The organism is Allobosea sp. 47.2.35, from assembly GCF_024655635.1.
Classification (GTDB): domain Bacteria; phylum Pseudomonadota; class Alphaproteobacteria; order Rhizobiales; family Beijerinckiaceae; genus Allobosea.
The window spans coordinates 64,577-86,846 of the sequence record NZ_JANLGI010000005.1 but is presented as its reverse complement, the minus strand read 5'-3'; the positions used below and the strand labels follow the sequence as shown (position 1 = coordinate 86,846).

22 protein-coding genes are annotated in these 22,270 nt (G+C 67.6%); 11 read left to right on the top strand and 11 right to left on the bottom strand.

Annotated elements, in window-relative coordinates:
• The first annotated feature begins 107 nt into the window (after positions 1–107).
• The 4 genes from NUV79_RS08690 to bfr all read left to right on the top strand — a co-directional run bounded on the left by NUV79_RS08690 (position 108) and on the right by bfr (position 3,375).
• Entirely contained in the window at positions 108–1,700 is a 1,593-nt protein-coding gene (locus NUV79_RS08690) for a DHA2 family efflux MFS transporter permease subunit (protein ID WP_257732676.1), read from the top strand.
• A 284-nt stretch (positions 1,701–1,984) separates the two neighbouring features.
• The gene (gene irrA / locus NUV79_RS08685) at positions 1,985–2,479 is read left to right on the top strand and encodes an iron response transcriptional regulator IrrA (protein WP_257732823.1); all 495 of its coding nucleotides are present in this window, start codon (positions 1,985–1,987) and stop codon (positions 2,477–2,479) included.
• A complete protein-coding gene (locus NUV79_RS08680) occupies positions 2,476–2,763 on the top strand; it encodes a (2Fe-2S)-binding protein (RefSeq protein WP_257732675.1) in 288 nt (95 codons plus the stop codon). Before irrA ends, NUV79_RS08680 begins: the two co-directional genes overlap by 4 nt.
• Positions 2,764–2,880: 117 nt before the next feature.
• On the top strand, positions 2,881–3,375 hold the full coding sequence (gene bfr / locus NUV79_RS08675) for a bacterioferritin (protein ID WP_257732674.1): 495 nt from the start codon (positions 2,881–2,883) through the stop codon (positions 3,373–3,375).
• Between the two features lie 115 nt (positions 3,376–3,490).
• Here the strand turns inward: bfr and NUV79_RS25255 are convergent, their stop codons facing one another.
• On the bottom strand, positions 3,491–4,198 hold the full coding sequence (locus tag NUV79_RS25255; RefSeq protein WP_308218174.1) for a cold-shock protein: 708 nt from the start codon (positions 4,196–4,198) through the stop codon (positions 3,491–3,493).
• Positions 4,199–4,526: 328 nt separating this feature from the next.
• Here NUV79_RS25255 and NUV79_RS08660 point away from each other — a divergent pair, with 328 nt between their 5' ends.
• Positions 4,527–5,141: a GNAT family N-acetyltransferase gene (locus tag NUV79_RS08660; protein WP_257732673.1), complete on the top strand. Its 615-nt coding sequence runs from the start codon at positions 4,527–4,529 to the stop codon at positions 5,139–5,141.
• Positions 5,142–5,147: 6 nt separating this feature from the next.
• Here NUV79_RS08660 and NUV79_RS08655 read toward each other — a convergent pair whose 3' ends face one another.
• A complete protein-coding gene (locus NUV79_RS08655) occupies positions 5,148–5,870 on the bottom strand; it encodes an AprI/Inh family metalloprotease inhibitor (RefSeq protein ID WP_257732672.1) in 723 nt (240 codons plus the stop codon).
• A 209-nt stretch (positions 5,871–6,079) separates the two neighbouring features.
• Positions 6,080–8,032 carry an acetate--CoA ligase gene (acs, locus tag NUV79_RS08650; RefSeq protein WP_257732671.1) on the bottom strand — a complete coding sequence of 651 codons (1,953 nt, stop codon included), beginning with the start codon at positions 8,030–8,032 and terminating at the stop codon, positions 6,080–6,082.
• Positions 8,033–8,262: 230 nt separating this feature from the next.
• Between acs and NUV79_RS08645 the strand changes: the two genes are divergently transcribed.
• A complete protein-coding gene (locus NUV79_RS08645; protein ID WP_257732670.1) occupies positions 8,263–9,396 on the top strand; it encodes a DUF2235 domain-containing protein in 1,134 nt (377 codons plus the stop codon).
• Between the two features lie 4 nt (positions 9,397–9,400).
• Here NUV79_RS08645 and NUV79_RS08640 read toward each other — a convergent pair whose 3' ends face one another.
• The 4 genes from NUV79_RS08640 to tsaD are packed head-to-tail and all read right to left on the bottom strand — an operon-like array spanning position 9,401 to position 12,193.
• Positions 9,401–9,808 (bottom strand): EVE domain-containing protein, encoded by a 408-nt coding sequence (locus NUV79_RS08640; protein ID WP_257732669.1) that lies wholly within the window; start codon positions 9,806–9,808, stop codon positions 9,401–9,403.
• Positions 9,808–10,134, bottom strand: coding sequence for a hypothetical protein (locus NUV79_RS08635; RefSeq protein WP_257732668.1), 327 nt, complete (start codon positions 10,132–10,134; stop codon positions 9,808–9,810). The genes NUV79_RS08640 and NUV79_RS08635 overlap by 1 nt, the downstream gene beginning before the upstream one ends.
• 11 nt (positions 10,135–10,145) lie before the next feature.
• Positions 10,146–11,141: an NAD(P)H-dependent glycerol-3-phosphate dehydrogenase gene (locus NUV79_RS08630; protein WP_257732667.1), complete on the bottom strand. Its 996-nt coding sequence runs from the start codon at positions 11,139–11,141 to the stop codon at positions 10,146–10,148.
• Positions 11,138–12,193, bottom strand: coding sequence for a tRNA (adenosine(37)-N6)-threonylcarbamoyltransferase complex transferase subunit TsaD (gene tsaD, locus NUV79_RS08625; protein WP_257732666.1), 1,056 nt, complete (start codon positions 12,191–12,193; stop codon positions 11,138–11,140). Before tsaD ends, NUV79_RS08630 begins: the two co-directional genes overlap by 4 nt.
• 256 nt (positions 12,194–12,449) lie before the next feature.
• Between tsaD and NUV79_RS08620 the strand changes: the two genes are divergently transcribed.
• The 4 genes from NUV79_RS08620 to rpoH all read left to right on the top strand — a co-directional run bounded on the left by NUV79_RS08620 (position 12,450) and on the right by rpoH (position 18,215).
• Complete coding sequence (locus tag NUV79_RS08620; RefSeq protein ID WP_257732665.1) at positions 12,450–14,300, top strand: uroporphyrinogen-III synthase; 1,851 nt, start codon at positions 12,450–12,452, stop codon at positions 14,298–14,300.
• A gap of 18 nt (positions 14,301–14,318) precedes the next feature.
• Positions 14,319–16,025, top strand: coding sequence for a heme biosynthesis protein HemY (locus tag NUV79_RS08615; RefSeq protein ID WP_257732664.1), 1,707 nt, complete (start codon positions 14,319–14,321; stop codon positions 16,023–16,025).
• 46 nt (positions 16,026–16,071) lie between these two features.
• Positions 16,072–17,100: an RluA family pseudouridine synthase gene (locus NUV79_RS08610; protein WP_257732663.1), complete on the top strand. Its 1,029-nt coding sequence runs from the start codon at positions 16,072–16,074 to the stop codon at positions 17,098–17,100.
• A 218-nt stretch (positions 17,101–17,318) separates the two neighbouring features.
• On the top strand, positions 17,319–18,215 hold the full coding sequence (gene rpoH / locus NUV79_RS08605; RefSeq protein ID WP_257732662.1) for an RNA polymerase sigma factor RpoH: 897 nt from the start codon (positions 17,319–17,321) through the stop codon (positions 18,213–18,215).
• Between the two features lie 58 nt (positions 18,216–18,273).
• On the opposite strand, the gene NUV79_RS08600 is transcribed toward rpoH, so the two are convergent.
• Positions 18,274–19,314 carry a DUF2125 domain-containing protein gene (locus tag NUV79_RS08600; protein ID WP_257732661.1) on the bottom strand — a complete coding sequence of 347 codons (1,041 nt, stop codon included), beginning with the start codon at positions 19,312–19,314 and terminating at the stop codon, positions 18,274–18,276.
• Positions 19,315–19,483: 169 nt separating this feature from the next.
• On the opposite strand from NUV79_RS08600, the gene NUV79_RS08595 reads away from it, so the two are divergent.
• Positions 19,484–20,053: a gamma-glutamylcyclotransferase gene (locus tag NUV79_RS08595; protein ID WP_257732660.1), complete on the top strand. Its 570-nt coding sequence runs from the start codon at positions 19,484–19,486 to the stop codon at positions 20,051–20,053.
• Here NUV79_RS08595 and NUV79_RS08590 read toward each other — a convergent pair whose 3' ends face one another.
• The 3 genes from NUV79_RS08590 to NUV79_RS08580 form a co-directional block, all read right to left on the bottom strand.
• Complete coding sequence (locus NUV79_RS08590; RefSeq protein WP_257732659.1) at positions 20,054–20,452, bottom strand: hypothetical protein; 399 nt, start codon at positions 20,450–20,452, stop codon at positions 20,054–20,056.
• Between the two features lie 106 nt (positions 20,453–20,558).
• A complete protein-coding gene (locus NUV79_RS08585; protein ID WP_257732658.1) occupies positions 20,559–21,359 on the bottom strand; it encodes a lysophospholipid acyltransferase family protein in 801 nt (266 codons plus the stop codon).
• A gap of 18 nt (positions 21,360–21,377) precedes the next feature.
• Complete coding sequence (locus NUV79_RS08580; RefSeq protein WP_257732657.1) at positions 21,378–22,178, bottom strand: YdcF family protein; 801 nt, start codon at positions 22,176–22,178, stop codon at positions 21,378–21,380.
• Between the last annotated feature and the right edge of the window lie 92 nt (positions 22,179–22,270).

Below are 22,270 nucleotides of genomic sequence, written 5' to 3'. Positions count from 1 at the left end.
CCCGCTCTGTGAGGGCGCCTCTTTCTGATGACGGTCCCGTGTCTGCGCAGCGGCATTCCGTGCCGCAGCGCGCACGGGAAGACAGCCCCGAGGAAAGGTAGGCCGCCATGGCCACCGCGACCCTGACTGCGCCGGCGGGAGCGCCGCCGGCTTCGGATGCCGTACCCTTGCGCAGGATCTTCGCCTTCATGGCGATGGTCTTCGGCATGTTCATGGCGATCCTCGATATCCAGATCGTCTCGGCTTCGCTGGCGGAGATTCAGGCTGGCCTGTCCGCCTCGTCCGACGAGGTCGCCTGGGTCCAGACCGCCTATCTGATCGCCGAAGTCATCATGATCCCGCTCTCCGGCTATCTCAGCCGGGCGCTGTCGACGCGGGTGTTCTTCTCTATCGCGGCGGCGGGCTTCACCATTGCCAGCGTGCTCTGCGCGCAGGCGACCTCGATCAACGAGATGATCCTGTGGCGGGCGGTGCAGGGCTTTATCGGCGGCGGCATGATTCCCGGCGTCTTCGCGGCGGCCTTCACCATCTTCCCACCCTCGAAGCGGCCGGTGATCTCGCCGCTGATCGGTCTCGTCGCGACACTGGCGCCGACGATCGGCCCGACCGTCGGAGGCTATCTCAGCCATGCCTTCTCCTGGCACTGGCTCTTCCTCGTCAACGTGGTGCCGGGCATCGGGGTGACCATCGCGGCCTGGACGCTGATCGATTTCGACAAGCCCGACCATAGCCTGCTCAAGCGCTTCGACTGGCTGGGGCTCGGCGCCATGGCGGCCTTCCTCGGCAGCCTCGAATATGTGCTGGAGGAGGGGACGCGGCTCGACTGGTTCCAGAGCCACGAGATCGTGTTCTTCTCGGTCGTGATGGTGCTGGGCGCCGTGCTGTTCTTCTGGCGCGCGCTGACGCGGGACGATCCATTGGTCGATCTCTACGCCTTCCGGAACCGCAACTTCGCCTTCGGCTCGCTGTTCTCCTTCACGATGGGCATAGGCCTCTACGGGCTGACCTATCTCTACCCGGTCTATCTCGGGCGCATCCGCGGCTATGACGCGCTGATGATCGGCGAGACGATGTTCGTCACCGGCCTGTGCATGTTCCTGACGGCGCCGATCGCCGGGCGGCTCTCGACCAAGCTCGACCCGCGCGTGATGATGATGATCGGCTTCGGCGGCTTCGCGGTCGGCACCTGGTGGGCTTCCTTCATCACCTCGGATTGGGATTTCTACGAACTCCTCGTCCCGCAGATCCTGCGCGGCTGCTCGCTGATGCTGTGCATGGTGCCGATCAACAATATCGCGCTCGGCTCGCTGCCGCCGCAGCAGCTCAAGAACGCGTCGGGCCTCTACAACCTCACCCGCAATCTCGGCGGCGCCGTCGGGCTCGCGGTGATCAACACGATGCTGAACACCCGGACCGACCTGCACATCGCCCGCCTGCACGAGATGGTCGCGGCCGGCCGCGGGGTGGCGGAGGACGCGATCGCCAATACGGCGCAGCGCTTCATCGATTATGGCGATGCGGCGCAGACCATGGCGCTCGCGCTGATCAATCAGCGCGTCCACAAGCAGGCGCTGGTCATGGCCTTCGGCGACGTCTTCCTCGGCCTGACCATGATCTTCGCGAGCCTGGTCGTGATGGCGCTGTTCCTGCGCAAGCCGCCGAAGCCTGTCGCAGGCGCTGGCGGCGGCGGAGGCCACTAGCGCGTTTCCACGCAGAACTTCCGGCTGCGCAGTTGGTCGGGAATGGCGGCCTCGAAAGCCATAGTCATGCGCACTGCGCGGGGGACCGGCACTGCGGTCACGCGGTTGTGCTGTGGACGCTACCCGATGCCGCAGCTGCGAAGATTGACATTTGAGAGGTGTTTTGGCAAAAATGACAATAATATCAGTAGTTTAGAGGATTTCTAAACTACGCTGCCGAGGTTCGGCGTGTGGAAGGCGTTACAATGAGTGTTCTGGCGAGCAAGGATCACGATCACAAGCCCATGGCGGGCGATCATATCCCGTGGCCGCAGAAAAACCCGTCGACCTGCCCGATCAGCGCCGTGAAGGCGCGGTTGCGGACGGCGGGCCTGCGCCCGACGCGCCAGCGCATGGCTCTGGGCTGGCTGCTCTTCGCCAAGGGCGACCGCCATGTCAGCGCCGAGATGCTCTATGAGGAGGCGCTGCGGGCGCGCGAGCCGCTCTCGCTTGCGACCGTCTACAACACGCTGCGCCAGTTCTCGGAAGCTGGCCTGCTGCGCCAGGTTTCCGTCTCCGGTCCCAAGACCTTCTTCGACACCAACGTCTCCGAGCACCATCATTTCTACAACGAGGACGACGAGACCGTCACCGATATCCCGGGCTCGATGATCCAGGTCGCGGGCCTGCCGGAGGCTCCGGAAGGCATGGTGATCTCCTCGGTCGAGGTCATCGTCCGCCTGCGCAGCGCCGATGGCGAGGAAGTCGAGACCAAGCGGGTGGTGGGCCACCACGCGTGATCGTCTGCTCCTGCAACGTTCTGTCCTGCGGCCAGATCAAGGGGACTGTCGCCGCTGACGGCAGCGGCCCCCGGACGGCCGGCGAGGTCTACGATTGCCTGGGTTGCAGCCCGGATTGCGGCCGTTGCGCGCGCGAGGTCCGGGCCCTTCTGGCCGAAGCCCGCGCGGTCTGCGCGACGCAATGCGGCAGCTGCGCCAGCCGCGAGGTCGAGTGCGCGGTGCATGTTTCGGTCGGCATCATGCTCGATGGGATCGAGCTGAACGACGAGAGCATCGCGGCCTGAGCGCTGCCCCGATCGCCTGATCGATCAAAAGCGGCGGGTTCGTTTTTTACCTCTTCACTTCCGGGCAGGCTGGGTCTACATTAGGATCATTCTAATGTGGATTGCGGAGTGCACCCGATGAAGGGCGATAAGAAGGTCATCGAATATCTCAACAAGGGGCTGCGCTCGGAGCTCACGGCCATCAACCAGTACTGGCTGCATTACCGCATGCTGGACAACTGGGGCCTGAAGGACATGGCCAAGACCTGGAAGAAGGAATCGATCGAGGAGATGGTCCATGCCGACCGCTTCGTCGACCGCATCCTCTTCCTCGAGGGCTTCCCGAACCTGCAGACGCTCGACCAGCTGCGCATCGGCGAGACCGTCAAGGAAGTGATCGAATGCGATCTCAAGGCCGAGATCGAGGCTCGCTCGCTCTATCAGGAAGCGGCGAAGTATTGCCGCGAGGTCGGCGACTTCCCGTCCGAGGACCTGTTCAAGGCCCTGATGAAGGATGAGGAAGGCCATATCGACTTCCTCGAGACCCAGCTCGACCTCATCAGCCGCATCGGCATCGAGCTCTACACCCAGAAGCATATCGGCGGCCTGGAAGGCGACGACCACGGCCACTGAGCCCGGGGCGACGCGCGCCGCTTAGGTGGCGCGCGTTCTGCACGGCCTGTCGCGCCAAAAAGAAAAGGCCCGCCATTGGCGGGCCTTTTCCGTTTTTCAGCGAAGCTGCGTGGCGTCAGATGAAGCTGACGTCGGCGGCTTCTGGGCCCTTGCGGCCGGTGCGGATCGAGAAGCGCACGCGCTGCCCGTCCATCGGCGGCTGCAGGCCGCTGCGGCCGAGCGACGAGACGTGCAGGAACACGTCCGGGCCGCCCTTGTCCGGGGCGATGAAGCCGAAGCCGCGATCCGAGTTGAAGAACTTCACGGCGCCATCATAGGGGCCTTCGACCGGGCCGCTATTGCGATCCTGGAAGCCGCCGCCGCCACGCGGGCCGCGATCGCTGCCGCCGAAGCCGCCGCGATCACCACCGCCGTAGCCACCGCGATCGCCGCGGTCGTTATAGCCGCCGCGATCGCCGCCGAAGCCGCCGCGATCCCGGTCGCCATAGCCGCCACCGCCGAAATCATCGCGGGGAGGACGAGGCGAGAAGGCGCGGGGAGCCGGCGCGGTCTGCGTGGCCGTGGAGGCGTCGATCTCATGGACCGCGACGACCTGAAGGCCGCGGCGGCCTTCGCCGAGATCGGCGACGATCGTGGCGCCGGGCAGCAGGTCCTGCTGATCGAGCGGACCGATGGCCGAGACATGCAGGAAGACATCGCCCGAACCATCGGAGGGCGATGCGAAACCGAACCCCTTCTCGGGGTCGAACCACTTGACCTTGGCTTCGATGTTTTCGTGCGTGACGAAGGGCTGGGCAGCGGGAGGCTTGCGACGATCGAACATGGATCTTCAAATATGAGTGACCGGGAGCACGCAACTTAGCTCATGCCGGGCGCGCCGTCATCGGGGTCAATGCGAAATTATTGCACGACATTTTACGGCGTTACAGTGGTTTTTTCGCCCCCGTCCCCAACGTCATCTAGCGCCCAACGTATGCATCCGATGCATGTGGAGCTCGGTTGAGGGCTTGATCTTTCCGCTGACCCGGCGAAAATGCCGCAGATCTCGCTCTTGCAATCGTGCTCACCTCATACGATGTGATGAGCGAGTTAGGGAAGACAACGCCTCCTGGTCGGTAAGCGCGACACATGCGCTGTTCAGGAGATGAGAATTGGTTCGTTCGCGACAATCCGGCAAGAAGGCCGGCGATGGCGTGATCCGCAGGCTCTGGCCGACGGAGCGCGATCTTTTCAAGGAGCATCTGCTCAGGCTCGATGCCGTCACGCGCCACCAGCGTTTCGGCACGGCGGTCAATGACGCCTTCCTGGAGAACTATGCCAGGACGACGTTCGGCGTCGGTGGTCTGGTCTATGCCTATGTGGTCGATGGCGTAGTGCGCGGGGCGGCCGAATTGCGCGGCCTCGACGACATCATCGCACTCACTGGCGAGGCCGCCTTCAGCGTCGAGACGCCCTGGCGCCGGCGCGGCGTCGGCGCGCAATTGTTCGGGCGCCTGATCACGGCGGCGCGCAATCGCAGCGTCCGCACGCTCTATCTGACCTGCCTGCCTGAGAATGCGGCCATGCGCCGGCTCGCGGCGAAGTTCGAGGCCGATCTCGTCGGGGGCTATGCCGATGTCGAGGGCGTGATCGCGACCGGTGGTCCGACGCCCTTCACGATCCTCGACGAAGCCCTCGACAACGCGAAGGGCTTCGCGACCATGGCGCTGTCGATCCAGAAAAGTTTCTGGCCGACAGCCTTGCTCTCACGGGTTCCCGGCGCCTGAGCCGGATCAGCGGTTCAACGACAGGGAGGCGCCGGACTTGGTGACGGCGCCGTCCAATCCGCCTGAGCCGGAGCTGCGCAGCCGGGCCGCAACCGTGCCGCCCTGCTGGTAGAGATAGACCTCGCCGTCCCGGAAATCCCAGGCCGAAATCTTCTGCAGGTCCTTGTTCGTGCAGCCGGAGGATGATGCGCGATAGAGATCGAGCGTCGGGCTGCTCGACAGTTGCACGCGGCAGGAGCCGCCGGTCGCCTCGCGCGCCGTCCAGCCGCCGACCATGCTGTCGCGGCTGGCCGAGGGACGCGGCGCCGCTGCCGGGGCCGAGCCGAGCCCCGCGACCTGATTGTTGCTGCCGCGCAGGCCGGGATCCTGTACCGGCTGGCCTGTCGCGGGCAGGGGCTGGCCCTGCGCCGCGCCGCCGGCATTGGGGTCGAAGAACGGGTCCTGGGGCGGGGGCAGCGCGCCACCACCCTGCGGGCCTCCCGCGGCGGGATAGCCGCCGGCTTGCGGGGGGGCAGCCGGATACCCGCCGGGCGGGGGCAAGGGCTCCGAGGTGATCGGCGCGGAACTCACCGGCGGCGCGGAGGGCAGGGGCTGGCTGTAGGAAGGCTGGTTCATCACCGGCCCGCTGAAGCGCTGCGAACCGGCGCAGGCGGTCAGCGCCAGCAGAGGCAGCAAGGCGGCCGCGCGGGTGAGGGCGGCGGTCGATGCGGTCTTGATCGTCGTCGTCATCAGGCGCGGGTTCCGATCTCGGTCAGCCGAACGTTGCGTCACTATCAGGAAACACGATGAACGCGGCATGAGCATGATCTAGCGCAGGCCTGCGGCGTTGCGAACCCTCGATATCCGCTTCGGTTCCCGCCTGCCGGGCCCAATCCCATGAAAATGGCCTGCGCGCAGGTGCGGCAGGCCATTTTGGGTTCATCCCGGAGAAGGGCGGCTCAGCCCGCCTTGCGCTTGTTCTGGCGGTTGGCGACGAGGTCGTCGACGACGGCCGGATCGGCCAGGGTCGAGGTGTCGCCGAGCGCGCCATACTCGTCCTCGGCGATCTTGCGCAGGATGCGGCGCATGATCTTGCCGGAGCGGGTCTTGGGCAGGCCGGGTGCGAACTGGATCAGGTCGGGCGAGGCGATCGGGCCGATCTCCTTGCGGACATAGGCGACGAGGTCCTTGCGGAGCGTGTCGGTCGGCTCCTCGCCTGACATCAGCGTGACATAGGCATAGATGCCCTGGCCCTTGATGTCATGCGGGTAGCCGACGACCGCAGCCTCCGAGACCGAGGGGTGCGCGACCAGAGCCGATTCGACCTCCGCGGTACCCATGCGATGGCCGGAGACATTGATGACGTCGTCGACGCGGCCGGTGATCCAGTAATAGCCGTCGGCATCGCGCCGGCAGCCGTCGCCGGTGAAGTACTTGTTCGGATAGGTCGCGAAATAGGTTTCCTCGAAGCGCTTGTGGTCGCCGTAGACCGTGCGCATCTGGCCGGGCCAGCTCTCGGCGATGACGAGATTACCCTCGCAGGCGCCTTCCAGCACCTTGCCTTCGGCATCGACGATCTCGGGCTTGACGCCGAAGAAGGGCCGCGTCGCCGAGCCCGGCTTCAGCTGGGTCGCGCCGGGCAACGGCGAGATCAGGATGCCGCCGGTCTCGGTCTGCCACCAGGTATCGACGATGGGGCAGCGGCGCTCGCCGACGACGCGGTGATACCACTCCCAGGCTTCCGGATTGATCGGCTCGCCGACAGAGCCGAGCAGGCGCAGCGACTTGCGCTTGGTCTTCTTGACCGGCTCCTCGCCAGCGCCCATCAGCGAGCGGATCGCGGTCGGAGCGGTGTAGAAGGTGTTGACCTTGTGCTTGTCGATGACCTCCCAGAAGCGCGAGATCGTCGGGTAGGTCGGGATGCCCTCGAACATCAGCGTGGTCGCGCCATTCGCGAGCGGCCCGTAGAGGATGTAGCTGTGGCCGGTCACCCAGCCGACATCGGCCGTGCACCAGTAGATGTCGCCGTCATGGTAGTCGAAGACGTACTGGTGGGTGATCGAGGCGTAGACGAGATAGCCGGCGCTGGTATGCAGCACGCCCTTCGGCTTGCCGGTCGAGCCCGAGGTGTAGAGCAGGAAGAGCGGGTCCTCCGCCTTCATCTCGGCCGGCGGGCAATGGCCGGAGACCTTCGCGGCCTCGTCGTGGTACCAGACGTCGCGCCCGTCCTTCATGGTGACGTTGCCGCCGGTGCGCTTGACGACGATGACGGTGCCGATGCCGCCCTTCACCTTGTCGTCGGCGGTGTCGACATTCTTCTTGAGCGGGACGGCGCGGCCGCCACGCAGGCCCTCATCGGCGGTGATGACGATCTTCGAATCGGAATCCTCGATGCGGCTCGCCAGCGAATCCGGCGAGAAGCCGCCGAACACCACCGAATGGACCGCGCCGATGCGGGCGCAGGCCAGCATCGCATAGGCCGCTTCCGGGATCATCGGCAGGTAGATGGTGACGCGGTCGCCCTTCTTGACGCCATTGGCCTTGAGGACGTTCGCGAACTTGCAGACCTCGGTATAGAGCTGGCCGTAGGTGATCTTTTTCGACTCGCTGGGGTCGTCGCCTTCCCAGATGATCGCGGTCTGCTTGGCGCGGGTCGCGAGATGCCTGTCGATGCAGTTATGGGCGACGTTGGTGGTACCGTCCTCGAACCATTTGATCGAGACCTTGCCCGGCTTGTAGCTGGCGTTCCTGACCTTGGTGTAGGGCTTGAACCAGTCGATCCGCTGTCCGTGCTCGCCCCAGAACTTGTCGGGGTCCTTGATCGAGGCCGCGTACATCTTCTTGTACTTGGCGTCGGTCGCCCAGGCCTTCTTCGACCAGGAGGTCGGGACGTCGTAGATGATCTCGGACATTCGGGCGTCTCCCCAGACTTGGATCGTCTGTGTTGCGCTGGTCCGCCTCAAGGGTAGGCACGGCGGACGTCGCTTCTTCGATTTCGACGCATCATAGGATGCGCGCGCGGCGCGGCAACCCATTGTGCATCGCACTTTCGTGGCAGGGACCGGCGTTTGGGGCATGACGCAGCGCCAAAACATCCCCGGTTCGCCTCATCCAATGGTAGGATAGGTCTCTGGGAGGCCACATGGCGCGCAATATCGGCATCTTCTCGGATGGGACGGGACAGGCCGGCGGCGCCAACCCGATCAACTGGACGAATGTCTATCGCCTGTTCATGGCGACGCGCGAGGCGGATGGCGCCGGGCAAATCTGCTTCTACGATCCGGGCCTCGGCTCGAATCCGGACGAGGGCGAGATTCGCGGCCCGTTCCGACGCTTCAAGGATCTGCTGGCGCAGGCGACCGGCTACGGCATCACCGACAACATCATCGACTGCTATGCTGCGCTGCTCTGTGCCTACAGGCCGGGCGACCGGATATTCCTGTTCGGCTTCAGCCGCGGCGCCTACACTGTCCGCAGCCTCGGCGGGGTTCTGGCGCTTTGCGGCGTGCCGGGCGGCTTCGCGCATGTGACACGCTGGGATGGATTCAGCGCCGCGATCAAGGTGGAAGAGGTCAGGGCGCTGGCCGCGAGCGCGATCAAGGACGTCTACATGGTCAAGGACGCCACCGCCCGGGCCGAGGCTGCGGCGGCGTTCCGCCAGCGCCATGGCGCGCAGTCAAATCCGCCCTTCTTCGTCGGCGTCTGGGATACGGTCAGGGCGCTCGGCCTGCCGGGAATCGGCAGCCTGCCCGGCCGGCACAAATTCCACGATGCGATCCTCAACCGGCAGGTCGCCCATGGCCGCCACGTCCTGGCGATCGACGAGAACCGACAGGTCTTCGCGCCCGAGCTCTGGGACGAGAGCGCGGCGCCGTCCGGGCAGATCAGGCAGGTCTGGTTTGCCGGCGTGCATACCGATATCGGCGGCGGCTACGGCCTGAAGATGGGGCTTTCCGATCTGTCACTCGGCTGGATGATCGCGGAGGCGCAGGCCATCGCGCATCCGCTCATCGTCGAGCCGGGGTTGATCGCGGAATTGCGGCCGGATGCGCTTGGCCGCCAGCATGACGAGCGCAAGACCTCCTGGCTGCCCTGGAGCGAGGGCACGCGGGAAGGCTTCGTGCAGCATCGGTTCCAGCCGCAGCCGGCCCGCATGGCTGAGGCCGTCGAGCCGCGCCAGCAGGCTGCGGCCGTACCGATCCTCGACGACATGCGGCCCTATCGGCCGCGCGCGCTGGCGGGCTATCCGCCCTTCGAGCACTATTATCGCGGCTGAGGGCTCAGAGCCCGCCCATCTTGCAGACGATGTCCCATTCCGCGTCCGTCACCGGCTGGACCGAGAGGCGGAAGGAGGTGACCAGCGACATCTTGGCGAGCTTCGGCTCGGCCTTGACCGCGACGAGCGAGACGGGCTTCGGCAGCGGCTTCACCGCCTTGAAGTCGACGAGGACCCAGGGTTCGCCCGGAATCCAGTTATAGGCTTCCTTGATGACCTCGACGATGCCGACGACCTCGAGCCCCTCGTTGGAATGGTAGAAGAAGACCTGGTCGCCCAGCTTCATCGCCATCAGGTTGAGCTTGGCGGTGTGGTTCTTCACCCCGTCCCAATGCGTGCCCTTGGCGCCGGCGGCGACCTGCTGGTCCCAGGACCATTTCGACGGTTCGGATTTGATCAGCCAGTGAGCCATCAGGCCTCGTCCTCCTTGAGCGGCACCGGCGGCTGCGAGGCCGCTTCGCCCTGTTCGTTCCAGAACCGCACCATCTCGCGGGTCAGCGCGGCATAATCCTTGGGGTCGAGCTCGACGCGGACCTCGCCCTCGCCGAAGGGCAGGATCAGTACGAAGCGATGTGTGCCCTCCGCCCGGCGTTTGCGATGCTGGATCACCGGGCCGGCGATGCGGCCGGCCAATGGCACCGGGCCGCTCTCGGCGATCAGCTCTGAGCCCGTCGTCTTCTTGACCTCGGCGATGCCGCGCGCGACGCGCTTCGTCAGGTCGGACCAGTCTCCCGCCATGCTTTCCTCCCTCACTCCGCCCGGATCGGCCGCGCCAGCAGTGCCGCAACCGCATCGCGCACGCCGACATGGCCGGCGATGATCGCGGCCACGGCCTCGGCGATCGGCGTCTCGACCTGCTTCGCGCGGGCCATCTCGACGAGGACCGGGGCGGTGAAGGCGCCCTCGGCCAGCTTGCCGCCGGCAGCTTCGGCCGGGCTTTTGCCCTGACCCAGCGCCAATCCATAGGAGAAATTCCGCGATTGCGGCGAGGCGCAGCTCAGCACGACATCGCCGAGGCCGGAGAGGCCCATCAAGGTTTCCGGGTCGCCGCCATAAGCTTCGCCGAAACGGCGCAGCTCGGCGAAGCCACGCGCCACCAGCGCCGCGCGAGCGCTCTCGCCATAACCCAGGCCGATGGCGATGCCGGCCGCGATGGCGAGCACGTTCTTGGCGGCGCCACCAATTTCGACGCCGCGCGTATCGGCGGAGTGGTAGATGCGGAAGGCCGGCGAGCTCAGTGTCGCGGCCAGCGCCTGCGCCAGAGCCGGGTCGCTGGCGGCGAGTGTCACCGCCGTCGGCAGCCCGCGCCCGATATCGGCAGCGAAGCTCGGGCCGGAGAGGATCGCGGCGATCGCGCCGGGCCAGGTCTGCTCGATGATCTCTGTCGCGAAGCGGCCGCTCGCCTGCTCGATGCCCTTGGCGGCGGAGATCACCGGCACGCGCGGCGGCAGCGCTGCGGCCAGTCCTTCGCAGGCCGACCGCAGGGCCTGCGTCGGCACGGCGATGATCAGGGCGTCGCAATCGGCGAGAGCGGCGAGGGAGCTGGTCGCGTGGATGGTCTCCGGCAGATCAATGCCGGGAAGTTTCGGCGCCTGCCGCGCCTGCGCGATGGCCTCGATGGTCGCGGCATCGCGCGCCCAGAGCCGGACATCACGCCCGGCACGGGCGGCGGCCAGCGCCAGCGCGGTTCCGTAGGCGCCGGCGCCGACGACGCCGATGCTGCGATAGGCGTTGCGAGGGCTCATGCGGCGGTCGAGGGCGCGGCCGAAAGCTCGTCCAGCGGCCAGCGCGGGCGGGCGACGGCGCTCATGTCATCGACGAGACCGAGTCTGAGACGCTCCAGGCCAGCCCAGGCGATCATCGCGCCGTTGTCGCCGCAGAGCGCCAAGGGCGGGGCAACCATCGGCAGGCCGGCTTCGGTCGCGAGCCGGTTGAGCCCGCTGCGAATCGCCTGGTTGGCGGCGACACCGCCAGCGACGACCAGGGTCGAGGGTGTGAGGCCGGCCTCGCGGCAGGCGCGCAGGCCCGCGCGGGTGCGATCCACCATCACATCGACCACGGCGGCCTGGAAGGAGGCGCAGAGATCGGCGACGTCGTTGTCGGAAAGCGGCGCAATTCGCTCGGCGACGAGGCGCACGGCGGTCTTGAGGCCGGAGAGCGAGAAATCCGGGCTCGGCCTTCCCTGCATCGGGCGCGGGAAGTCGAAGCGCTCGGGATCGCCCTTGGCCGCCTCGCGCTCGACCGAGGGGCCGCCGGGATAGGGCAAAGCCAGCATCTTGGCGATCTTGTCGAAGGCCTCGCCGACCGCGTCGTCGATCGTGCCGCCGAGCTTGAGATAGTCGCCGACGCCGCGCACGGCGAGCAACTGGGTATGGCCGCCGGAGACGAGCAGCAGAAGGTAGGGAAAGGCGAGGTCGTCGGTGAGGCGGGCGGTCAGCGCATGCGCCTCGAGATGGTTGATCGCGATGAAGGGTTTTCCGGTCGCGAGCGCGATCGCCTTGCCGGCGGTGAGGCCGACCATGACGCCGCCGACGAGGCCGGGGCCGGCCGCTGCCGCGACGGCGTCGATGTCGCTGGGCTTCAGATCCGCATTGGCGAAGGCGCGGGCGATGATGCGGTCGATCGCCTCGACATGGGCGCGGGCCGCGATCTCCGGGACCACGCCGCCATAGGCGGCATGTGCGGCGATCTGACTCAGCACCTCGTTCGACAGGATCTTGCTGTCGCCGGAACGCTCGACGGAGACGATCGCGGCCGCCGTTTCGTCGCAGGTCGTCTCGATCCCAAGGACACGCATGATCGCTCGATTAACCTCGTGGAACGGAAGAACGGGATGAAGGGCTTTGTCCGGCAGTTCCTCGCCGGCAATTCCTTCGTATAGTGCGGGGCAGGATGCAAGGCCAAGGGCGCGCGGATGCTGCCTTCGCGCCAGATACAAAATGGGAGACGGCATGCTCGGCATCATTGTTCCGCCTCAATGCAGCCCGAACGCGGAATGCTGCATCCTTCGCGGATCGCCCAGTGCCCGTTGCCTGTCTCGTCAGGAGCTGTGAATGCGCGTTTTCGTGTTTCGTCCCCGTCCCGATGCCGAACGGACCGCGCGCGCCATTGCCGAGCATGGCTTCGAGCCGGTGGTCGCGCCGCTCTTCGAGGTGATCCGCCTGACGGATGCCGCGCCCGAGGGCGCGTTCGATGCGATCGTGCTGACCAGCGGCAACGGCGTGCCGGCATTGGCCGATGGCCCCGCGACCTGGCGTGACCTGCCGGTCTTCACCGTTGGGAGCCGGACGGCGGCGAAGGTGCGCGAGGCCGGGCTGGACGATACCCGCAGCGCCGATGGCGACCGCAACGACCTGATCGAGTTGATCAAGCGCACCCTGCCGGCGCCTGCCAAGCTCCTGATGATCGTCGGGCGTGACCGCAAGGAGGATGTGCCGGACCGCCTGCGCGAGGCCGGTTACGAGGTGACGCTCTGGACCGCCTATGCGGCCGAGCCGGTCTCGGTCCTGCCCGAGGATACGCAGGCAGCGCTCAGGCATGGTGGTGGTGGTGCGGCACTGCATTATTCGGCGCGCGGGGCACGGACCTTCATCGCGCTGGCACAGGCCGCCAATGTTGCCGACGAAGCACTGGAACTGACCCATGTCACCCTCTCCGCCGATGTCGCCTCGCCCTTGATTTCGGCTGGTGCGAGCACGGTTCTCGTTGCGGAGCATCCTGAAGAAGCGGGGATGCTGGCGGCGCTGCAGCAGGTCTCGGCGCGCGAGCGCCTTGGCGATCCGGCCCGAGCGGAGCCGCGTGGCAGCCTGCAACGCACGCCGCCGACCGTCGACCTGCAGGCGGTGTCGTCGGAAACAGCGGAGAATGCGGATGAGGCGAAGCCTTCGCCGGAAGCGGTCGCGCCGACCGAAGCGCTGCCGCAGGAATTCTCCCCGCCGCCGGTCGAGCCGGTGCGACCGCCCGCTGATCGTGATGGTCCCGCTCGCACGCCTTGGCTCACGGTGGCCGCGGCCGCTCTTGTCGGTGGTGTGATCGGCGGTGCGCTCGTGTCCTACGTGCTCCCCAAACCGGCGCCGTCAGGAAGCACCGAGGCGATCGCTGAACTGCGCAGCCGGATCGAAACCTTGCAGGCGAGCGCGGCTGCGGCCGACCGCAAGGCGGCTGCGGCGTCGGACGCTGCCGCGAAGGCCGGCTCCGAACTTCAGGCCGTCACGGCTAAGCTCGCCTCGCTCGGCAGCAATGCGCAGGCGCCGGATACAAGCGCCTTCAGCGCTCAGGCTCAGCGCGCCGAAGCGGCGGCGGCCGCCGTCGGTCAGCGTCTCGACCAGATTGCGGGGCGGCTCGGCAGCGTCGAGACGCAGGCAAAAGCCGCAGCGGGCGCGAGCCCGGAGGCGATGGCGGCGGCGCGGATCGTCCTGGCCGAGCGGGTGCAGCGCGCGCTCGTCACTGGGCGGCCCTTTGCGGGTGATATCGCGGCGCTGACGAAAAGCGGCGTGGCGCAGGCCGATCTCGCCGCGCTGACGGCGGTCGCGACCTCGGGGGCGCCGACCCGCGAGGCGCTTCAGGTTGGTTTCCGCAAGCATGGCGCGACGTTCCAGCGCGAGGTGATGCCGGCTTCCGACAGCTGGAGCGACAAGCTGCTGGCCCTGACCAGCCGCATCGTCACGGTGCGCCCGGTCGGCGACAGCGGCTCGACCGATCCGGCGACGCTGCCGATCCGGCTGGAAAGCGCCATTGCTGCCGGCGACATCGTCAAGGCCGCGGCCCTGTGGGGCCAGTTGCCGGAGCCGGCGCGCCGTGCCAGTGCGGAATTCGGCGCCGATCTGCAGAAGCGTGCCGCGGCGGATGCGGCGATCGCCAAAATCGCGCAGGATGCGGTCGCGGCGCTTGGCGTGGCCGGCTGACGGAGGGTTGAGGGGTCCATGGTTCGCGTTCTCGTTTACCTCGCCGTCTTCGCCTGCCTTGCCTTCGGCGCCGTCTGGCTTGCCGACCGGCCGGGTGAAGTCTCCGTGCTCTGGCAGGGCTACCGGATCGAGACCAGCGTCGCGTTGGCGGCGATCGGCGTCGTCGCGCTGGCCTTCCTCGTCCTGCTGGCCTGGGCGGTGCTGCGCTTCGTCTTCGGCTTGCCTTCGGCTTTCAGCCTGTCTTCGCGGGCGCGGCGCCGGGCGCGCGGCTTCGAGGCGGTGTCGCGTGGAATGGTCGCGATCGGCGCGGGCGATCCCATCGCCGCCGGGCGCTATACCGGCGAGGCCCGCCGCTTCGTTCCGGGCGAACCGCTGACCCTGCTGCTGGAGGCCCAGACCGCGCAGTTGAGCGGCGACCGGGCGCAGGCCGAGGCCGCCTTCAAGGCGATGCTGGATAAATCCGAGACGCGGGTGCTGGGCCTGCGCGGGCTCTTCGTCGAGGCCAAGCGGCGCGGCGATGCCACCGCCGCGCGCGCCTTCGCCGATGATGCGGTGCGCCGCTCGCCATCGCTTGCCTGGGCCAATGACGCCCTGCTCGATTTCCACACGCAGGCCGGCGACTGGCAGGCAGCCCGCACCGCCGTCGAGCGCCGCGCGGCGCTGAGACTTGCCGACAAGGCGGAGGCGCGCCGTCAGCGCGCCGTGCTGCTGGCCGCCGAAGCCCTGCAGGCACGCGACAACGAGCCCGAGAAGGCGCTCGCCGCCGCGCTCGAAGCGGTGAAGCTCGCGCCGGCCCTGACGCCGGCCGCCGCTCTGGCCGGGCGGATGCTCGCCGAGCGCGGTGACGTCCGCAAGGCGTCGAAACTGCTGGAGGCCGCCTGGAAGGATGCGCCGCATCCCGATATCGCCGCCGCCTATCTCGATGCGCGGCCGGGCGACAGCGCGCTGGACCGCCTAAACCGGGCGACGACGCTGACGAAGCTGCGTCCCTCCGATCCGGAAAGCGTTCTCGCGCTGGCTGGCGCCGCCATCCAGGCCCGCGAGTTCCAGAAGGCGCGCGAGACGCTGAAGCCCTTGCTGGCGGGTGGTGCCTCGGTACGGGCCTGCCTGCTGATGGCCGAGCTTGAGGATGCCGAGCATGGCGCCGCCGGGCGCGTGCGCGAATGGCTGGCACGGGCGACGCGGGCGCCGCGTGATGCCGCCTGGGTGGCGGATGGGCTGGTTTCCGACCACTGGATGCCGGTCTCGCCGATCACCGGCCGGCTCGACGCCTTCGTCTGGACCGTGCCGCCGGCGACGCTGGGAAGCCGCGCGCAGGCCGTCGACGACGTGCTGGCCGATCTCGACGATTCGACCAAGCTGATCGAGGCCAAGGCCGAGAGCGTCACGACGATCGAGTCTGCGGCCGTCATGCCGCCGCCACCTCCGCCTGCCCCGAAGGAAGAGCCCAAGCCGGAGCCGGTTGTGGCCGCTGCGCCGCCGGTTCCGAAGGAGGAGCCGAAGCCGGTCGTCGAGTCGAAGCCGGTGGAAGCGGTCGTCGAGCCCGCGAAGCCCGTTGAATCGAAGCCAGCCGAGGCCAAGCCGGTCGAAAGCAAGCCTGCTCCGCGCGAGGCGGCGTCGCCCAAACCGGTGATCTTCCCGGTCTCGCACGCGCCTGACGATCCAGGGCCGGAGGAGGAACCGCCGCCGGAGCCGAAGAAGAGCGGCTTCAGGCTGTTCGGCTGAGCGGAAAAGGCGTGCGGCCGGCGGCCATGCGCCTTATAGCGACGCGATGACATCCACTCTCGATCCGAATGCCGCTGTTACCCTGACGGTTGGTCCCGAGCAGGCCGGCCAGCGCCTGGACAAGGCGCTCGCCCTTCTCGCCGGCGAGATTTCGCGCGCGCGTCTCCAGCAGGTCATCAAGGAGGGCGGGGTCAGCCTCAACGGCGCCGTCTTCAGCGATGGCAGCCGCAAGGTGGTCGAGGGCGACACGATCGCGCTCGTCATGCCGGCCGCGAAGCCGGCCGATCCGGTCGGGCAGGATATCCCGCTCGACGTCGTCTATGAGGACGAGCACCTCATCGTGATCGACAAGCCGGCAGGGCTCGTCGTCCACCCGGCCGGGGGCCATGAGGACGGCACGCTGGTCAACGCGCTGATCGCCCATTGCGGCGAGAGCCTGTCCGGCATCGGCGGCATCCGGCGGCCGGGCATCGTGCACCGGCTCGACAAGGATACCAGCGGCCTGCTCGTCGTCGCCAAGAACGACCGCGCGCATCAGAAGCTCGCCAAGCAGTTCGCCGACCATGGCCGCACCGGGCCATTGCAACGCGCCTATCTCGCCATCGCCTGGGGCGTGCCGCGCCTGCGCGAGGGCACGATCGACGCGCCGATCGAACGCTCGACCCGCAACCGCGAGAAGATGACCGTGGTGAAGGAAGGGCGCGGGCGCGAGGCGATCACCCATATCGAACTGCTCCAGCGCTTTCCGCCCTTGCTGAAGGGGCTGGACGAGACCGAGCCGCTGGCGAGCCTGATCGAATGCCGGCTGGAGACCGGGCGCACGCACCAGATCCGCGTGCATATGAGCCATATCGGCCATCCCTTGCTCGGCGACCAACTCTACGGCTCGGGCTTCGCCACCAAGGCGGTCCGCCTGCCCGCCGATGCGCAAGCGGCATTGGCCACGCTCGGCCGACAGGCGTTGCATGCGGCGATTCTCGGTTTCGAGCATCCGGCGAGCGGTGAAGAGATGCTGTTCGAGTCCGAACCGCCCGAGGATTTTGCGAATTTGCAAGCAGCGCTCGCGCGGCTGTGAGCGAACCGGGCGATTTTGCCACCTTTCCGCCAGAGTGAGTTCGCATATACTGGGGTTGTTCGGATGCGGATGGCCAAGGGGGCGCCGCAAGCGAGCGTTCCGACCGAACCGATGACAGGTTCCAGCGTTGGATCGTTTTGCCGAATCCGAAGCCTGCGCGAAGGTTGATCGCGCGGAGGGCCTGCCGCCAAGCGGGGGCCTCGATGAGGAGAACGAGCATGGCGAGTGCTTCGCTGCCCGTCCTGTCCGCCGAAGGCGGGCTGTCACGTTATCTCGATGAAATCCGCAAGTTCCCGATGCTGGAACCGAGCGAGGAATACATGCTGGCCAAGCGCTGGCGGGAGCATGGCGACCGCGATGCGGCGCACAAGCTCGTGACCTCGCACCTGCGCCTCGTCGCCAAGATCGCCATGGGCTATCGCGGCTACGGCCTGCCGATCGGCGAAGTCGTGTCGGAAGGCAATGTCGGCCTGATGCAGGCGGTGAAGCGCTTCGAGCCCGAGAAGGGCTTCCGCCTCGCCACCTATGCGATGTGGTGGATCAAGGCCTCGATCCAGGAATACATCCTGCGTTCGTGGTCGCTGGTGAAGATGGGCACCACCGCGAACCAGAAGAAGCTGTTCTTCAACCTGCGCAAGGCCAAGAGCAAGATCTCGGCACTGGGCGAGGGCGATCTGCGCCCCGATCAGGTGCAGCAGATCGCGACCAAGCTCGGCGTCAACGAGCAGGACGTGGTCGACATGAATCGCCGCCTCGGCGGCGACGCGTCGCTCAACACGCCGCTGCGTGAGGATGGCGAGGGCGAATGGCAGGACTGGCTGGTCGACGATTCGGAAAGCCAGGAGCGCCGCCTCGCCGATTCCGAGGAGGCGGATAACCGCCACTCGGCGCTGCGCGAGGCGCTGGAAGTGCTCAATCCGCGCGAGCGCCGCATCTTCGAGGCGCGCCGCCTGGCTGAGGACCCGATCACGCTGGAGCAGCTCTCCGAGGAGTTCGGCGTGTCGCGCGAGCGCGTCCGCCAGATCGAGGTGCGTGCCTTCGAGAAGGTGCAGGAGGCCGTGAAGAAGGCGATCACCCGCATCGAGGCGCCGCGCGCCGCGCTGCCGGCGGCCTGAGCCGGCTCTGCCGTCGAGAGTTTGAAGGGGCGCCGCGAGGCGCCCCTTTTCTTTGCTGTCAGTAGAGCGGCGGCAGCGGCTGGAGCGGCAGGCGGAACGGGCCGATGAAGACCCGGCCTTCGCGCAGCGAGACCGGCGGCAGAGTGGTGAGGCCGGGCGCCGCGCCGGCATTGCTGCCGCGTCCGCCCAGGAAGCCGCCGAGGCCGCCAAGCAGGTTGCCGATGCGCAGGCCGCCGATCTGCTCGATGCCGGCCGCCGCCAGCTGGAGATCGCCGGCGACGCGGTGCAGTTGATCGAGGATCAACTGGCCGCTGCCATCGACGCGTGCCTTGCCCTTGGTCGAGACGAGGCGCGTCAGTTCGAGCGTGCCGTTCGCCGTGCGCCAGGTTTCGAGGGCGTCGGGATTGAAGCCCTTGCGGAAGCTTTCGGCCTGAGTGAGCGTCGCCTGCAGGGCGATCTCGCCGGCTTCGGTGTTCCCAAGCAGGGCATCGATCGGTGGCAGGATCGTGCCCTTGGCGGAGATGGCGATGTCGACGGCCTGCTCGGTTGCGGGGCGCGTCGGGTTGCGGCGCAGATGCGCTTCGAGGGCGGCCGCACCCCAGGTCTCGGTGGCGAGGCCGGGCGTGGTCAGCACGCCGCGCGGTTCGCTGGCGACGAGCGCGAAGCGTTCGGGGCTGCGCCAGGCGAGGCTGGCGCCGAGGCTTTTCCAGCTGAGGTCGAAGAGGCGGCCTTCGGGGAGGGTTGCCTTGGCCGGGCCCGACACCTCGAAGATGACGAGGCCGGGCGAATAGACCTGAGCGACGGCAACGGCGGGGCCGGTCTCGACGCGGACCGCATCGCCCCAGCGCGTCGAGGTCAGGGCCAGCGCGTTGCAGCGTAGTTCGATGCGGAAGGGGAAACCGCTGACGGAGCGGTCGGTGCAGGTCCAGGTGCGGCCGCGCTGCGCCTCGCGGGCCAGCGCGTTCTCGATCTCGGCCGAGACGCGGCCGCGCGCATAGAACCAGAAGGTGGACCAGGCGACGGCGAGGACGACCAGCAGCATGAAGGGGCCATAGAGCCAGAAGCGGCTGCGGCGGCGCGTCGGAAGAGTATCGGTCATGCGGCAGGCATTCCTTGCGCGGAGGCGGGCGGATCGCTAGATCGCCCGGACTGCCGTCGCGGCCGATCTATCTCGTTGTCGTGACACCGGATTTGCTTGAAAAGCGGGTACCGCTTTTCGGTCTGATGCTCAAGCAAGCAGGCCGGCGCGGCCAAATTATGGGACGAGGATGACGACCGAATTCGGCGCAACGGATCTCTGGGTCTTCGGCTATGGCTCGCTGATCTGGCGGCCGGGCTTCGCCTTCGAGGAGAGCGTGCAGGCGCGGCTCCACGGCTATCACCGCTCGCTTTGCGTATTCTCGCATGTGCACCGCGGCACGCCGGAGCGGCCGGGACTGGTGCTGGGGCTCGATCGCGGCGGGGTTTGCCGCGGCCTTGCCTTCCGCGTCGCGGCTGGACAGGCGCAGGAGACGGTGGATTATCTCCGGGCACGCGAGCAGGCGACGGCGGTCTATCTCGAACGCCATGTGCCGCTGAAGCTGGAGGATGGCCGGCAGGTGCGCGGCATCGTCTATGTCGCTGACCGCAAGCACCTGCAATATGCCGGCAAGCTGCCCGCGGCGCAGCTGCTCAAGCTCGTGCGGGAGGGCAAGGGCCAGTCCGGCGAGAACCCGGATTATGTGCTGCAGACGCATGATCATCTGCGCAAGATGGGTATCTTCGATCCCGTGCTGGCGGAACTCGCGCAGCAGCTGGCGCCGGGGCTAGGCGCACCCCATCCGCCGCTGACGGGTTGATCAGCCTTCCGGGCTGGCTTCCGGCATCAGGTCGAGCAAGGCGGCGCGGCGGCTCATCCCGTCCTCGGCGAGCAGATGGACATGGATCTCGCAGGCGCCTGCGGCCATGACCGCGCGCTGCCAGCGGCCGAGCGCGGCCTCGATGCCAAACGGGCCGGAATCGCGGGCGGCGATGACGCGCCGATCGGCCGAGATCGCAAGAAGCACCGCATCGGTGAAGCTCAGGGCATGCGTGTCGTCGACCGAGAAGACCGAGGCGACATAACGCCGGCCCGAGCGACCGCGCCAGGCCGTGAAGCGGCGCTCGTTGAGAGCCGCGGTGCTGCGCAGGGGCATTTCGCGGGCGACAGGGGCCTCGTCGAAGAGATCGGGGGTGTAGCGATAGGCGAGAGCGGCCATATCCGTTCCTCCAGTGATAGGAACAAAATGGGAACGATATGGGGATAAGTCAAGCGCTGCCGGCGATGGAGTCGGCGCTTTCCTGTTCCGCTGCTGTCAGGGTGTGTCAGGAGTTGGCGAGCGGGTCCATGCCGCGCGCGGCGAGTTCCGCGCGGCCCTGAGCCAGAAGGCGGTCGCTCGCCGTCTCGATCCGCTCCTGAAGGATGGCCTGGAAGGCGACCTTGTCGAGCCCTGGCTCGATCGCCGGCAGTATCTCGATCCGAACGGTGCCCGGGCGGCGCAGGAACTTGCGGCGGGGCCAGTACAGGCCGGTGTTCAGCGCAACGGGGACGCAGGGCACGCCGAGCTCGGCGTAGAGATGGGCGGCGCCGAATTTGTAGGCCGGCGGGGCGCCGGGCGCGCGGCGGGTACCTTCCGGGAAGATCAGGAGCTGGCGGCCGTTCTGGCCGAGCTCGATCTTGGCGCGGCGCGTGACGTCGGACAGCGCACGGGCGCGGGCGCCGCGATTGACCGGAATCATCCGCATCTTGGTCAGTGCCCAGCCGAAGACTGGGATCCAAGTCAGCTCGCGCTTCAGGATGAAGACCGGGTTCGTGAACACGGTGACCAGCGCGAAGGTCTCCAGGAAGGACTGGTGCTTGGCGCCGACCATCAGGCCGCCCTGCGGGATGTTCTCGGTGCCGGTGATCTCGTAGCGCGTGCCGGCGATGACGCGCATCAGCCAGAGCGACGAGTGCGACCAGCCGATCGCGACCGCCAGCAGCGCGCGTTTCGGCAGCAGCAGCGCGGGCAGGACCGCGAAGATCAGCCAGAGGACGAGATTGGCATAGAACAGGATATTGAAGGCGAGGGAGCGCAGGACGAGCATGCTGCGCAATGAGCCCGAGATGCCGTCCCGGTCAAGCATCGCCTTGGCTTTTCGCCATCAACCTTCGTGGCGATGCTCGCCCGGAAGGCGCGTGCGCTTCTCGGCTGCCGGGCCGAGCACGTCGGCGGGCTTTGGCGAAACCGGCTTGCGGCCGCCGATGATCACCGAAAGGCGCGAGGTTTCCGGGTCGCTCTCGACGAGGCTGCGCAGGCGCGCGACGAGGTATTTCGCGTATTCCGGCACGAGGACCTTGATGGTGGACCAGCGGTTCCACCAGCCAGCCGTGTCGATATGCTCGGTCACGACCGGATGGGCGACGAGTTCGACGCCCGGCATCGCATGGGCGAATTCGGCGAGCGTGCGCGGCATGTGGTAGTTCGAGGTCACGACTAGCAGCGAGCGGAAGCCGTGGCGGCGGAGCCAGCGGCGGGCCTCGATGGCGTTGCCGATGGTGTTGCGCGCGCGATAGTCGAGATCGACGCAGCAGGCGAGCAGGTCGCGCGTGGCGGGGTTCAGCTTGGCGAGCTCCTCGCGGCCGGTCTTCTCGTTGACGCCGCTGATCAGGAGCCGTCGTCCGCGCTCCGCCCCGAGCAGGCCCATGGCGTCGCCGACGCGCTGGGCGCCGCCGGTGACGACGACGATCGCATCGGTGCGTGGCGTGGTGGCCGGTTCGCGCGCGTCGATCATGCCGGCGAAACGGACATAGCCCATGCCCAGGAGCAGAATCCCGGCACCAGCGAGAGTGGCCGCCGTCAGGCCGAGAATGCGGCGCAGCGAGATCGACCGGGCAGGCTTGCCGCTCCGGGGCGCGGAATCGGACCGGGCCATCGTGAGATGGTCGTCTGTGTTGCCGATCATGGCCATGACGCCGCCGTCCTAGCGCGCCAATCGGGCATAACGGCGGCGGACTTACGTCCGGCTGTGCCGCAACGGTTAAGGCTTGGTTGATG